Source organism: Streptomyces sp. NPDC050564 (assembly GCF_044457265.1).
GTDB lineage: Bacteria > Actinomycetota > Actinomycetes > Streptomycetales > Streptomycetaceae > Streptomyces.
Genome location: NZ_JBITGS010000033.1, coordinates 45,435 through 59,017, shown reverse-complemented (window position 1 = coordinate 59,017; position 13,583 = coordinate 45,435). Strand labels below are relative to the sequence as shown.

Below are 13,583 nucleotides of genomic sequence, written 5' to 3'. Positions count from 1 at the left end.
TCGGTGGATGTCCCGGGCGGCGGATGCCGTCAGGTCGGGTGTCGGGAGAACCGCCGGGCTGGGCCGGCGGGCGAGGCAGTGCGGTGGAGGACGTCAGGTCGGGTGTCGGGAGAACCGCCGGGCTGGGCCGGCGGGCCGAGGCGCGTCGCGCTTGCCTCCGGGTTCCGGTCCCACTAGCCTCCGCGCGTGATCAATGGGGCACATGTGGTGATCTACACCCGTGACGCGGAGGCCGACCGCGTCTTCTTCCGGGACGTCCTGGGTCTTGCCCACGTGGACGCGGGGCACGGCTGGCTCATCTTCAAGGCTCCGCCGGCCGAGTTCGCCTTCCATCCGGCCGAGGGCGAGCCGTCGCACGAGCTGATGCTGATGTGCGACGACGTCGAGACGACGACGGCCGAACTCAAGGAGAAGGGGGTCGAGTTCACCCGGCCCCTCACGGACGCCCGATGGGGGCGCGTGACGGGCTTCCGGCTGCCCGGTGGCGGCGAGATCGGTCTCTACGAGCCGCGCCATCCCCGGGCGCACGACCTCTAGCCCGGCGTCTCCCGGTCACCAGTGGCCTGCTGCGGCATGCCCAAGTCCCCGAACAGCCCTGTGCAGTCGGGGACTTGGGCGGTCATGAGGTGGGCCGATGTCAGGCCGTCACGGCCTCACGCTGCGCGGCTTCCCCCGGCACACGCTCACCGAGCAGCTCGGTCGGCACCTTGTGCGTCTCGCGGGCGGTGAGTGCGGCGAGCACCGGCGGGAGGCACAGGGCCGAGGTGAACAGGGCCACGGACGACCAGTCGTCGCCGCCCGGGCCGGCGATCTGCGCGGCGAAGGTCACGGCGAACCCGGCGACGGCGAAGCCGATCTGGGTGCCGATCGCCATGCCGGAGAGCCGGACGCGGGTGGAGAACATCTCGCCGTAGAAGGACGGCCAGACACCGTTCGCGGCGCTGTAGACGACACCGAAGGCGAGGATGCCGAAGAGCAGGACCAGAGGGTAGGAGCCCGTGGAGATCGCCCACAGGTAGGCGAACATCAGGACCGCGCTGCCCGCGGCGCCGATCAGATAGACCGGGCGGCGCCCGATGCGGTCGGAGAGTGTGGCCCACGCGGGGATCGCGCCGAGCGCGACGAGGTTGGCCAGCGCGCCCACCCATAGCATCTGCGAGCGGGACAGGCCGACCGAGTCGCTGGTCCCGTACGCCAGCGCCCAGACCGTGAAGATCGTGCTCACCGAGGCGATCAGGGCACCGGCGACCACCCGCAGGACGTCCGCCCAGTGCTCGCGGAACAGCACGGCGAGGGGCAGCTTGGCGACGCCCTCGGTCGCGGCCTGCCGAGTGAAGGCCGGGGTCTCCTGGAGCGTGCGGCGGATGACGTAACCGACGACGGCGACCGCGACGCTCAGCCAGAACGGGACGCGCCAGCCCCAGGAGAGCAGCTGGTCCTCGGGCAGTGCGGCGATCGGGAGGAAGACCAGCGTGGCGAGGAGCTGACCACCCTGGGTACCGCTGAGCGTGAAGCTGGTGAAGAAGCCGCGGCGGTTCGGGGGCGCGTGCTCCAGCGTCATCGAGTTGGCGCTCGCCTGCTCCCCGGCCGCGGAGATGCCCTGCAGGACGCGGCAGAGGACGAGCAGGACCGGGGCGAGGCCGCCGACCTGGGCGCGGGTGGGCAGACAGCCGATGAGGAACGTCGACAGACCCATCAGGATCAGCGTGAAGACCATGATCTTCTTCCGGCCGAGGCGGTCGCCGAAGTGGCCGAGGAACAGCGCGCCGATCGGACGGGCGGCATAGGCGACGCCGAAGGTGGCCAGCGACAGCAGGGTCGCGGTGGCGGGGTCCGACTCGTCGAAGAAGACCTTCGGGAAGATCAGGGCGGCGGCGCTGCCGTAGATGAAGAAGTCGTAGTACTCCAGCGCGCTGCCGATCCAGGCGGCCATGGCGGCCTTCCGGGGCTGGCCGGGAGGCGCGTCGAGCGGGGCGGCGGGGACGGACACGGCGTGCTCCTTCGAGGGAACTCCGAGAACGGAGGGGACTCCGGGGACGGGAGTGGCGGAGGGGGAGGGGTGCCGGGGCCCTGGGGGTGTACGGGTCGGCTGCGCCGGGATGTGGGCTGCTTGACTGCCGCGCTCCCGGTTAATTAACCCACTGGATAGTTAATAGCGGATGGCTACGGATGTTGCGCCGACGTTTCCCGGGTGTCAAGAGTTTGCGCCGAAGGATCTTCGCGTTCCTGGTCCGCGGAGTGGTCCCTGGCGGGCGTTCTCAGTCCGTCGCGCGGTCCGCGGTCAGGTAGGCGATGACCATGTCGCCGAGCATGGTGCGGTAGTGCTCCCGCTGGTCGGGAGCGACCAGGTCCCGGCCGAAGAGGGCGCCGAAGGTGTGCCGGTTGGCGACCCGGAAGAAGCAGAACGCGCTGATCATCGCGTGCAGGTCCACGGCGTCGACGTCGGCCGTGAACAGGCCCGACTTCCGGCCGGTCTCCAGGATCCGGCGGATCACGTCGAGCGCCGGCGAGCCGATCCTGCCGAGCTCCTCGGACGCGGCGATGTGCTCCGCTTCGTGGATGTTCTCGATGCTCACCAGGCGGATGAAGTCGGGATGCGCCTCATGGTGGTCGAAGGTCAGTTCGGCGAGCCGGCGGATGGCCGCGACCGGGTCCAGGTGCTCGACGTCCAGCTCCTGTTCGGCCTGGCGGATCACGGAGTACGCGCGCTCCAGCACGGCCGTGAACAGCTGCTCCTTGCCGCCGAAGTAGTAGTAGATCATCCGCTTGGTGGTGCGGGTGCGGGCGGCGATCTCGTCGACCCGGGCACCGGTGTAACCGGCGCGTGCGAACTCCTGGGTCGCCACGTCGAGAATCTCGGCCTTGGTGCGGGCGGCGTCACGAATGCGCCCGTTGGGTCGTGCCGGTTCTTCGACGCTGGTCATCGGGTTCCTTCGAGCGAGAGGGTCTGGTGGTGGGCCGGTGCCCGTGATTGTAGAAGCAGGGCCCCGCCGCGAGCTTTCCTGTCCGGGTCTTCCCGAAGGCGCGACATCCTGGTATCACTTACTAACGAACCAGTTCGTACATTAGTCAGCCCGGAGGCCCGTCGTGCCCCAGAACTCGTACCTCGTCGGCCTCATCGGATCCGGCATCGGACCCTCGCTCAGCCCCGCGCTGCACGAGCGGGAGGCCGACCGGCAGGGCCTGCGCTGTCTGTACCGGCTGATCGACATCGACACGCTCGGCGTCGGCCCGGAGGCGGTGGGCGATCTCGTAAGCGCCGCACGCGACCTCGGCTTCAACGGGCTGAACATCACGCACCCGTGCAAGCAGCTGGTCATCGGCCACCTCGACGAGCTCTCCGTGGGGGCGGAAGCGCTCGGCGCGGTCAACACCGTCGTCTTCGAGGGCGGCCGCGCGATCGGGCACAACACGGACGTCACCGGGTTCGCGGCCTCCTTCGCGCGCGGCCTGCCCGACGTCTCCCTGGAGCGCGTCGTCCAACTGGGCGCGGGCGGCGCGGGCGCGGCCGTCGCGCACGCCGTGCTCACGCTGGGCGCCGGGCACATCACCGTCGTCGACGCGATGCCCGAGCGGGCCGCCGACCTCGCCGCCGCGCTGAACCGCCACTTCGGCGAGGGCCGTGCCGACGCCGCGACACCCGATGCGCTCGGCTCCCTCCTCGCCCACGCCGACGGCATCGTCCACGCCACGCCCACCGGGATGGCCGCTCACCCCGGGCTGCCGTTCCCGGCCGAGCTGCTGCACCCCGGACTGTGGGTCGCCGAGGTCGTCTACCGGCCCCTGGAGACCGAGTTGCTGCGCACCGCCCGTGCCCTCGGCTGCGCGACGCTCGACGGGGGTGGCATGGCTGTCTTTCAGGCCGCGGACGCGTTTCGGCTGTTCACGGGGCGGGAGCCGGACAGTGCGCGGATGCTGGCGGACATCGCCGAGCTGGCGGGCGCGAGCGCCGCGGTCGTCCGCGGCTGAGCGCGCCTCGCGCGCGGGGCGGCCGGGGTGATGGGGCGGCAGCGGGCCCGTGGGGGTTGCTCGCGCAGTGCCCCGCGCCCCCTGCGGGGGCTTGCCCCGAGCCCGCGCATTCCCGAGCCGTCCATGGCAGGGCAGCACTACCGAAGGAGCATCAACGTGCGTACGTCCATCGCCACCGTCTCGCTCGGTGGATCGCTGACCGAGAAGCTCACGGCCGCGGCCCGGGCCGGCTTCGACGGCGTCGAGATCTTCGAGAACGACCTGCTCGCGAGCCCCCTCACGCCCGAGGAGATCCGTGCCCGCACCGCCGACCTCGGCCTGAGCATCGACCTGTACCAGCCGATGCGTGACATGGAGGCCGTGCCCGAGGACGAGTTCGCGCGCAATCTGCGCCGGGCGCGGCACAAGTTCGAGCTCATGCGCCGCCTGGGGGCCGACACCGTCCTGGTGTGCTCCAGCGTCTCCCCGCTCGCCGTCGACGACGACGCGCTCGCCGCCGGACAGCTGCGCCGACTGGCCGATCTGGCCCAGGACTTCGGCATCCGCGTGGCCTATGAGGCGTTGGCTTGGGGCCGCCAGGTGAGTACGTACGACCATGCCTGGCGCATCGTCGAAGCCGCGGACCACCCCTGCCTCGGCACCTGCCTGGACAGCTTCCACATTCTCGCCCGCGGCTCCGACCCCAAGGGTATCGAGGACATCCCCGGCGAGAAGATCTTCTTCCTGCAGCTGGCCGACGCCCCGCTGATCGCGATGGACGTGCTCCAGTGGAGCCGCCACTACCGCTGCTTCCCGGGCCAGGGCGGCTTCGACATCGCGGGGCTGCTGGGGCATGTGATGCGCGCCGGTTACGAGGGGCCGCTCTCCCTCGAAGTCTTCAACGACGTTTTCCGGCAGGCCGAGGCCGGACCGACCGCCGTCGACGCCCGGCGCTCCCTCCTCGTCCTGCAAGAGGCGACCGGACCCCTGCTCCAGGAGCCGACCGGCCTCGCGAGCCCGCCCGCCCCCGTGGTGCCGACCGGTGTCGCCTTCGCCGAACTCGTCACCCCCGACGTCGCCCCCGTCACCGCGGTACTCGGGGCCCTCGGCTTCACGCGTACGGCCCGCCATCGCAGCAAGCCGGTGGACCTCTGGCAGCAGGGCGAGGCGCGCGTCCTCGTCAACACGGGACCGGGCGCACGCCGTGACGGCACCGCACTCGCCGCCGTCGGCCTGGAGTCACCGGACCCCGCCGCCGCGGCCCGGCGCGCCGAAGCCCTGCTCGCCCCCGTGCTGCCGCGCCGGCGTGCCCTCGAGGACGCGCCCCTCGACGCGGTGGCCGCCCCCGACGGCACCGAACTGTTCTTCTGCGCGACCGACCGAGCCGGACTCCCGAGCTGGACCAGCGATTTCCGGCAGGTCGAACACGCCCGGGACCCGCGGCGGGTGACCCGCATCGACCACCTGGCGCTCACCCAGCCCTGGCACCAGTTCGACGAGGCCGCCCTCTTCCACCACAGCGTGCTCGGGCTGAGCGCACAGGAGAGCGTGGACGTCGCCGACCCGTACGGGCTGCACCGCAGCCGTGCCGTCACCAACGCCGACGGCAGCGTCCGTATCGCCCTCGGCGTCGGCCCCGCCCCCACCGACGAGGGCGGCCGCGCCCAGCACATCGCCCTCGCCACGCAGGACGTCGTCACCGCGGCGCGCCGCTTCCGTGAGGCGGGTGGCCGCCTGCTGCCGATGCCCGCGAACTACTACGACGACCTGGCCGCACGGTATGAGTTCGCCGACGGCGAGCTGGAGACGTACCGCGAATTCGGCATCCTCTACGACCGCGACCAGGACGGCGAGTTCCGCCACTGCTACACCGAGACGATCGGCCGCGTCTTCTTCGAACTCGTCCAACGCGACGGCGGCTACCGCGGCTACGGCGCGCAGAACGCCCCGGTGCGCCTCGCCGCGCAGCACGCGGTGCGACCGGGGCGTTGAGCGCGGGATTACCTCGTGAGCCGCAGGGAGAACGCGCGGTCCAGCGACAGGGTGGGAGTCCCGACCGTCGTCATCCCGGTGACCCTGTCGTACGACCAGGCGTCCCGCGGCAGCGGTCGCCCGTCGAGGAGCACCTGGCGCGGCGCGGACTCGCCGTGCACCGTGAAGCGGTATGAGCGGGCTGCCGGTTTGTCCTGGTAACTGCCCACGCTCGCACCGACATTGACCTCAGTGGTCAGCGAGGAGGAGTTCACCGTCACGCGCTGCGTCGCCGACGCACCCGTTGTGAACCCACGTGTCACGCCGTCGTCCTCGTACAGCGTGTAACTGCTGTTCCCCTTCGGGTAGAGGTCCCAGTCCAGTTCGTGCCGGTCGCGGGTCTGCCAACTCGTCGTGCCCTTGGGCCACATGGGGACGATCGCGCCCTCCTTCACGAACAGCGGAAGGGTGTCGAGCGGCGCGTGGTAACCGTCGACCGTCGTGGGGCCCCGGTAGGTGCGGCCCGTCCAGTAGTCGGTCCAGGTGCCCTTGGGGAGGTAGATGCCGTCGCGGGTCTCGGAGTCCTTGTAGACGGGCGCGACCAGGAAGTCGGAGCCCGCGAGGAACTCGTACTTGGCGTCCGCGCCCAGGGTGTTCGGGTCGTCCGGGTACTCCAGCCACAGCGGACGGACCGCGCCCACGCCCGTCTTCGACGCCTCGGCGGAGAGCGTGTACATGTAGGGGAGCAGGCGCTCCTTCAGCTGGAGGTACTTGCGGTTGATGGAGGTGTACGGCTCGCCGTCCAGCCAGGGCTGCTGGTCGGCGGGCTTGCCGGTGGCGATGTCGGAGGCCCAGCCGTCCATAGTCATGATGGCGGGCAGGAACGCCTTCCACTGGAGGTCGCGGGCGTACATCTTGGCGTCGTGGCGGTAGATCGAGCCCACGTCACCGGTGTTGTACGCGATGCCGGACATGGTGGCCCCGGCATACGTCGGGATCTGCCAGCGGATGTAGTCCCACGACAGCTTCTGGTCGCCGCTCCACAGGACGCCGCAGCGCTGGGCGCCCGCCCAGGACACCGGGAGCCAGACGAAGCCGCGCGCGTCGCTGTTCTCCTCGATGCCCGCCTTGGCCTTGTCGCAGGCGTCGAGTGCGAAACCGTAGCCGTTGCCGACCCAGGCCACGTCCAGCTTGGCCACGCGCTGGCCCGCCTTCACCTGGTCGGCGAGCTTGTCGATGCCGTCCTGGGTCCACAGGCCGAGCTGAGCCTGGTGGTCCTGGAGCCCCTTGGCCGTCTCGGCGAGGTTCTCGTAACCGCAGCCGTAGCCGTCGTTGACGAGCATCCAGCCGAGCGGCATGTCGTGCGAGGTGTAGCCGTCGGCGATCTTCAGCGCGTCGAGGGTGTGCCGTTCGCCGCGGTTGGCGTTGTGCAGGTAGCAGTCGGAGTCGCCCGGTTCGAGCCCGTACACCGGCGGCATGAACGGTTTGCCCACCAGCGCGGTGTACTTGCCGATCACCTTCTTCGCATCACCGAGGAAGTAGTAGGCGTCCAGGCGCCGTTCCTGCTGTCCGGTCCGCACCGGTGAGCCGAAGTCGTAGACGCCCGGCGCGAAGGTGTTGCGGAAGACGCCGTAGCCCGCGCTGGAGAGGTAGAAGGGCTGCGAGTTGTTGTAACCGCCCTCGTTCCAGTCGAAGCTGTTGGCCACGTACATCGTCCGGTCCCGGTGCGCGAAGCTGCCGTTCTGCTCGCCGCCACCGAAGAACTGCTCGTCCGCGCCGCGTGCCAGGCTCTGCCGCATCCCGCTCGTCGACCAGCGAAGGGGTTTGTCCTCCTGCCAGACGGGGGTGCGGTTGTCGGCCTTGTAGAGGCCGAAGCGCAGCGGCTTCTTGTAGACCCGCAGGACCGCGTCGGGGGAGCGGATGCCGTAGTACGCGCCCGCGTCGAAGGACGTCGTGTGCTTCTGCGCGGCGGGCTGCTTGCGGACGATGGCCGTGCCCGCCGGGTCGGAGAGTGATCCGGACGGGTCCGCCTGGAGGCGCAGTTGGCCATCGGCCAGGAAGTCGGCCTGCGCCCTGAGCTGCCCGGCCTCGATGGTGTATCTGCCGTCGCGGCCGCTGAAGGATGTGAGATCTCCCGCGTCCGTCGTCTCGGGCAGATACGCCTTGCCAATGAAGGAGTTGTCGTGCACGTCGTACGGCACCACCAGCACGTGGTAGGTCCCCGACGCGTTCGGGATCACCGTGGCCTCGGGGTCGGCGGTGCCCGCGCTGGAGGCGACCTGCTTGCCCGCATCGTCGTAGATGTACAGGTCGAAGTCGTCGGTGGGGTGCTGCCACTCGATCGAGATCGGTACGCCCCCCTCGGGGTTGTCGGCCCAATACCCCTCGGGTACCGAGACGTTCACATCGAAGCGGTCGCAGACCTTGTTGTCCGGGTCGTCGGCGGCGGACGGGCAGCTCTCGGCGCCGCCCGACGTGCCCTTGGCGTAGACGGGGCTCTGCCAGCTGACGCTCCGGTGGGTGTCGTCGAGAACGGCGCTCGGTCCGGTCGCCGCGAGCGCGGGCCGAGCCGGGGCGCTCAGCGCGGTGACGGCCAGGGCGGTGGCGAGCCCCGCCATGGCCCAGGAACGGTGTCGGAGTCTTCGCACGGTACGCATCTCCACTCAAACCAACGGTGTTGTGTTTGCAGGTGCTTGAAATCGCGTCGGATCGTGCATGTTCAAGCATGAAGAGTGGCCGCGCGTGCAGGTTCATGTCAATGGATCTCACCTGAGGTGTCGCCGCGGTCGGCGCCGTGGGCGGCCGCAAATTACCGGCCAGTTGAGATTGAAAGGCGAACCGCCACCGCTATCATCACCTCACCTGCGGAGCGACCCTCTGCCCGATGACGGCGGTTGTACGGCATCGACCTTCACACCCCCCACTGAACACATGGCGTTGTCGGGCGTGCCCGCCCGCGCGCCGTGCAGGACGGAAAGCAGCGCGAGCATGAGCAACAACAGGGGCAGAGGGCTTCAGGCCAATGCCCTCGGTACGTTCGACACGGTTGTGATGGCGGTCGCGGGCAGCGCCCCCGCATACTCGCTGGCCGCGACCACCGCGGTCCTCGTCGGCGCGGTGGGCCTCGCCAGTCCCGCGGCACTCCTGTACTGCGCGATACCCATGCTGGGCATCGCGCTGGCCTTCAGCTACCTCGGCCGGATCGACGTCAACGCGGGCGCCAGCTACTCCTGGGTCGGCCGCACGCTCCACCCCTTCCTCGGCTTCATCAGCGGCTGGGCCCTCGTCATCTCCGCGACGATCTTCATGGTCGCCGGTTCGCTGCCCGCGGGCGCGATGACGCTCTCCCTCTTCGACGAAGGGCTCGCGGACAACACCGCGTTGGCCACGGCGGTCGGCGCGGCCTGGTTCCTGGTCATGCTGGTGGTGGTGCTCGGCGGCGCCCGGCTCACCGTGCGCGCGCAGCTCGTCATGTCCGGTGTGGAGCTCGCCATTCTGGCCGTCTTCGCGGTCGGCGCCCTGCTGCACAGCGGCAACGCCCGTTCCTTCGAGTGGTCCTGGCTCGGCTTCGGCCACTTCGACGGGGTGAGCGGCTTCGCGTCCGGCGCGCTGATCGCCGCCTTCTACTACTGGGGCTGGGACGTCACCAGCAACCTCAGCGAGGAGACCCGCGACAGCCGCCGCACCACGGGACTCGCGGGCCTGATCGGCGTCGGCATCGTCTTCCTGCTCTTCGAGGTGTTCACCATCGCGGTGAACGTCATCCTCACCGACCAGCAGATCCAGGACAACGACGCCAACGTCCTGGGCGTGCTGGGCGAGGAGATCTGGCCGGGCTGGGGCGGCAAGCTGCTGATCGTCGCCGTGATGCTGTCCACCATCGCCACCCTGGAGACCACGCTCATCCAGGTCACCCGTTCACTGTTCGCGATGGGCCGCGACCGTACGATGCCGACCGCGCTGGGCCGCGTGCACCGCAAGTGGAACACCCCGTGGGTCGCCATCGTCGTCGTCGGCGCCGTCGCCCTGGTGATGTTCGTGACTTCCAACGCCCTCGGTTCGGTCGGTGACATCCTCTCCGACGCCATCGCCGCGATCGGCCTGCAGATCGCCGTCTACTACGGCCTCGCCGGCATCGCCGTGGTCGTCGCCTACCGCAAGATGCTGCTGAAGTCCCCGGCCAACTTCTTCTTCGGCGGGCTGTGGCCGTTGCTCGGCGCCCTGTTCATGTTCTGGATCTTCGTCGAGTCGCTGGGCGACCTGAGCAGCGCGTCGATCGCGATCGGCATCGGCGGCATCGCCGTCGGCCTGATCCCCATGCTCTGGTACTGGAAGCAGGGCAGCGACTACTACCGGCCCGCCAAGCTCGACGCCACCCAGGTCGTCGAGACCGACTACATCCCCGACGGCTACGCCACCGCGGCGGCGACCGAACGGTCCCGCGTCCACGAGGGTCTCCCCACCGACTTCTGAGAGGGACCCGATGGCGGGAGACCGCTTCACCCCCGACTTCGACCCCGACTGCGGGGACAGACCCCTCACCTCGGCCCGTCAGGACATCGTCATCGGCCGCTGGCAGGGCCTGCGCGAGCTGCTGCGGGCGGACAGTGCCGACTGGTCCGTGCGCAGCCACCGGATCCGGTTGCTCGCACCGGCCTGCGCTGGCAATTCCACGGTCGAGTCCTGGCTGGCGGCCGAACCCCGCAGCGCCGACGCGCTGGTGCTGCGGGCCGCGACCGACGTGGCCCGGGCCTTCAACCTGGCCATCGCCGCGGGCCGGGGCGTGCCCATCGACCAGAACCGCATCGACCGGGCGGTGATCGCCTGCCTCCAGGCCGCCGAGTCCCACCCGGAGGACCCCACGCCCTGGATCTCCCTGATCTCCGTCGCCCGGCTCTATCCCACCGGTGTACGCCGCCAGGAACTCGGCCGCTGGTGGGACGAACTGCACGGCCGCGACCCGTACAGCATGGAGGGCCATCTCCAGATCCTGCACTACTACTCGTCGCGCTGGCACGGCACGCACGGACTCATGTACGACTTCGCCCGCGACGCGGCCGGTGTGGCGCCGCCGGGCTGCGCGCTGCCCGTCCTGGTGCAGTTCGCCCGCGTCGAGGAGTACCGCTACATCCTCGACGGGGCGAAGGGCCAGCGGGAAGCCGTCGTCGGGCTCGGCCAGCACTGGAACCACGACGCTGCCGTCAGCGACGTACGGCGCACCTGGCAGCGCTGGATCACGGCGCGCCCGGACGGCCCCGTGGAGCCCTGGGAGGTGCGCGGCCTCAACTATCTGACGCACGCCGCCTGTTACGCCGGTACGGCGGACATCGCCACCGCGCTGTTCGGGATGATCGGGCGGCGGGCCGGCCGGACGCCGTGGTCGTACACCGGTGACCCGGAGAAGGAGTTCGTGAAATGGCGCAAACGGCCCTCGCGTGGGGTGTGAACCGCGGTCGTCGGGTGTCCCGGAGCCGGACGTGCCTGCGGTGCTCCGGGGCGCCGCAGGTCGGTCGGCTCTGAGTGGTCGCTGACGGCGACCCATGACCTGAGTGACCGTCAGGCGACGCCGGTCATCGGTCGTTTGCTTCATACGGATGCGTACGAACTGGGCGTCGGTGTCGCCGAGTCCCTCCGGCGGTCGCTGCGCCCGCCGCTGGGCGCGCGGGCCGACGGCCGGAGCGAGAACACCGAACCGGGCCTGCACCATCCGCAGATGGACAGCCTCGCGGGCCTCGCCGTGGTGGCGCCCCTCGCCTTCTTCGCCACCAGGCTCGCGCCGACCCGCACCATCCCGTTCAAGTATTCCTTCGACGACCACGACCACGACCACGACCGCTACGTCAACGCGCTCGCCCCGCCCGGGGTGTTGAGCGAGTTCAGAGACGTGTTGTAGCCGGGGCCGCGTCAAGCAGAGATGTCGCTGCGGAAGGAGTGTCACAGGTCGAACTCGTGCGGCGGCAGGTCGAGCACGCCTCCCGCACGACGGCCTGCTCGGTCTTGTCGACGTCGGCATCGTCGGGCTTCTTCTTCGCCACCAGCTGGGTCTGCATCGTCGACGCGGACTCCTTGATGCGGTCCCACAGGGCGAGGAGAACGCCATACGTCGTCGAAGGCCCGGTCCGCCCGAGCGGGCGGACCGGAACCTCTTCGGTTTCTACAGCACCGTGGAAACTAGCGGACGGCGGCAGAAGTCCCGGTGGTATTCCACTCGGCGATCACGGGACGCCCGTGCTCGGTGGAGAGCCGGCTGGCCGTGCCCGTGGCGAGTTGGAACAGCCGCCCGTCCGCCGGGGGAAGTCCCAGCCGGCGGGCCGTGAGCACCCGCAGGAAGTGGGCGTGCGCGACCAGGATCACGTCACCGCCGCCGAGCGCGCTCTCGATCCGGGACAGCACGCGGTCGGCGCGCTGCCCCACCTCGGCCGGTGACTCGCCCGGGTGACCGGCCGGACCGGGCGGCACCCCGTCGTCCCACAGGTACCAGTCGGGCCGGGTGCGGTGTATCTGGACGGTGGTGATGCCTTCGTACGCGCCGTAGTCCCACTCGTGCAGATCGGGATCGGGTACGGCCCCGTAGATGCCCGCGAGTTCCGCGGTGCGGACCGCGCGGCCGAGCGGGCTGGTGAGCGCGAGGGCGAAGCTCCGTCCGGCGAGCAGCGGGGCGAGGGACTTGGCCTGTTCCTCGCCGTGCTGAGTGAGGGGCAGGTCGGTCCAGCTGGTGTGCCGACCCGACACGCTCCACTCGGTCTCGCCGTGGCGGACCAGCAGGAGGTCACCCATGGCCGCTACTTCGCGGACTCGACGGCGTGGCCGCCGAACTGGTTGCGCAGCGCCGCGATCATCTTCATCTGCGGGGAGTCGTCCTGACGGGAGGCGAACCGGGCGAAGAGGGAGGCGGTGATGGCGGGTAGCGGGACGGAGTTGTCGATGGCCGCCTCGACGGTCCAGCGGCCCTCGCCGGAGTCCTCGGCGTAGCCGCGCAGCTTGTCCAGGTGCTCGTCGTCGTCCAGCGCGTTGACGGCGAGGTCGAGCAGCCAGGAGCGGATGACCGTGCCCTCCTGCCAGGAGCGGAAGACCTCCCGGACGTCGGTGACGGAGTCGACCTTCTCCAGGAGCTCCCAGCCCTCGGCGTAGGCCTGCATCATGGCGTACTCGATGCCGTTGTGGACCATCTTGGAGAAGTGGCCCGCGCCCACCTTGCCCGCGTGGACGAAACCGAAGTCGCCCTCGGGCTTGAGCGCGTCGAAGATCGGCTGGACCTTCGCGATGTTCTCGGCGTCGCCGCCGACCATGAGGGCATAACCGTTCTGCAGGCCCCACACGCCACCCGAGACACCCGCGTCGACGAAGCCGATGCCCTTGGCCGCGAGCTCCTCGGCGTGCTTCTCGTCGTCGGTCCAGCGGGAGTTGCCGCCGTCGACCACGGTGTCGCCGGGCTCCAGGAGGTCGCCGAGTTCGTCGACGACGGACTGGGTGGGGGCGCCGGCCGGCACCATCACCCAGACCACGCGCGGGCCTTCGAGCTTGCCGACGAGTTCGGCGAGGCTGCTCACGTCGGCGAGGTCCGGGTTGCGGTCGTATCCGATGACGGTGTGGCCCGCGCGGCGTATCCGCTCGCGCATGTTGCCGCCCATCTTGCCGAGGCCGATGAGTCCGAGCTGCATGTC

12 protein-coding genes are annotated in these 13,583 nt (G+C 70.2%); 6 read left to right on the top strand and 6 right to left on the bottom strand.

Annotated elements, in window-relative coordinates; translation table 11 throughout:
• The first annotated feature begins 186 nt into the window (after nucleotides 1–186).
• Complete coding sequence (locus ACIBK0_RS38905) at nucleotides 187–537, top strand: VOC family protein (protein ID WP_399090761.1); 351 nt, start codon at nucleotides 187–189, stop codon at nucleotides 535–537.
• Nucleotides 538–637: 100 nt separating this feature from the next.
• On the opposite strand, the gene ACIBK0_RS38900 is transcribed toward ACIBK0_RS38905, so the two are convergent.
• Both ACIBK0_RS38900 and ACIBK0_RS38895 read right to left on the bottom strand, forming a co-directional pair.
• The gene (locus tag ACIBK0_RS38900) at nucleotides 638–1,990 is read right to left on the bottom strand and encodes an MFS transporter (protein ID WP_399090758.1); all 1,353 of its coding nucleotides are present in this window, start codon (nucleotides 1,988–1,990) and stop codon (nucleotides 638–640) included.
• Nucleotides 1,991–2,258: 268 nt separating this feature from the next.
• Nucleotides 2,259–2,924 carry a TetR/AcrR family transcriptional regulator gene (locus ACIBK0_RS38895; protein WP_399090755.1) on the bottom strand — a complete coding sequence of 222 codons (666 nt, stop codon included), beginning with the start codon at nucleotides 2,922–2,924 and terminating at the stop codon, nucleotides 2,259–2,261.
• A gap of 163 nt (nucleotides 2,925–3,087) precedes the next feature.
• On the opposite strand from ACIBK0_RS38895, the gene ACIBK0_RS38890 reads away from it, so the two are divergent.
• Together ACIBK0_RS38890 and ACIBK0_RS38885 are read left to right on the top strand one after the other, a co-directional pair.
• Complete coding sequence (locus ACIBK0_RS38890; protein ID WP_399090752.1) at nucleotides 3,088–3,969, top strand: shikimate dehydrogenase; 882 nt, start codon at nucleotides 3,088–3,090, stop codon at nucleotides 3,967–3,969.
• Between the two features lie 156 nt (nucleotides 3,970–4,125).
• Nucleotides 4,126–5,940 (top strand): bifunctional sugar phosphate isomerase/epimerase/4-hydroxyphenylpyruvate dioxygenase family protein, encoded by a 1,815-nt coding sequence (locus ACIBK0_RS38885; RefSeq protein WP_399090749.1) that lies wholly within the window; start codon nucleotides 4,126–4,128, stop codon nucleotides 5,938–5,940.
• Nucleotides 5,941–5,948: 8 nt separating this feature from the next.
• Here the strand turns inward: ACIBK0_RS38885 and ACIBK0_RS38880 are convergent, their stop codons facing one another.
• The gene (locus ACIBK0_RS38880; RefSeq protein ID WP_399090746.1) at nucleotides 5,949–8,567 is read right to left on the bottom strand and encodes a TIM-barrel domain-containing protein; all 2,619 of its coding nucleotides are present in this window, start codon (nucleotides 8,565–8,567) and stop codon (nucleotides 5,949–5,951) included.
• A 340-nt stretch (nucleotides 8,568–8,907) separates the two neighbouring features.
• Between ACIBK0_RS38880 and ACIBK0_RS38875 the strand changes: the two genes are divergently transcribed.
• From ACIBK0_RS38875 to ACIBK0_RS38865, 3 genes are all read left to right on the top strand, one after another.
• A complete protein-coding gene (locus ACIBK0_RS38875) occupies nucleotides 8,908–10,392 on the top strand; it encodes an APC family permease (RefSeq protein WP_399090743.1) in 1,485 nt (494 codons plus the stop codon).
• 10 nt (nucleotides 10,393–10,402) lie between these two features.
• Nucleotides 10,403–11,365 carry a hypothetical protein gene (locus ACIBK0_RS38870; protein ID WP_399090740.1) on the top strand — a complete coding sequence of 321 codons (963 nt, stop codon included), beginning with the start codon at nucleotides 10,403–10,405 and terminating at the stop codon, nucleotides 11,363–11,365.
• Nucleotides 11,366–11,500: 135 nt separating this feature from the next.
• Complete coding sequence (locus ACIBK0_RS38865) at nucleotides 11,501–11,812, top strand: hypothetical protein (RefSeq protein WP_399090737.1); 312 nt, start codon at nucleotides 11,501–11,503, stop codon at nucleotides 11,810–11,812.
• Here the strand turns inward: ACIBK0_RS38865 and ACIBK0_RS38860 are convergent.
• From ACIBK0_RS38860 to gnd, 3 genes are all read right to left on the bottom strand, one after another.
• Nucleotides 11,796–11,969: a hypothetical protein gene (locus ACIBK0_RS38860; RefSeq protein WP_399090734.1), complete on the bottom strand. Its 174-nt coding sequence runs from the start codon at nucleotides 11,967–11,969 to the stop codon at nucleotides 11,796–11,798. The two genes, ACIBK0_RS38865 and ACIBK0_RS38860, sit on opposite strands and share 17 nt — an antisense overlap.
• Nucleotides 11,970–12,090: 121 nt before the next feature.
• Nucleotides 12,091–12,696 (bottom strand): histidine phosphatase family protein, encoded by a 606-nt coding sequence (locus ACIBK0_RS38855; protein ID WP_399090731.1) that lies wholly within the window; start codon nucleotides 12,694–12,696, stop codon nucleotides 12,091–12,093.
• 5 nt (nucleotides 12,697–12,701) lie between these two features.
• On the bottom strand, nucleotides 12,702–13,580 hold the full coding sequence (gene gnd / locus ACIBK0_RS38850; protein WP_399090728.1) for a phosphogluconate dehydrogenase (NAD(+)-dependent, decarboxylating): 879 nt from the start codon (nucleotides 13,578–13,580) through the stop codon (nucleotides 12,702–12,704).
• Nucleotides 13,581–13,583: the final 3 nt, after the last annotated feature.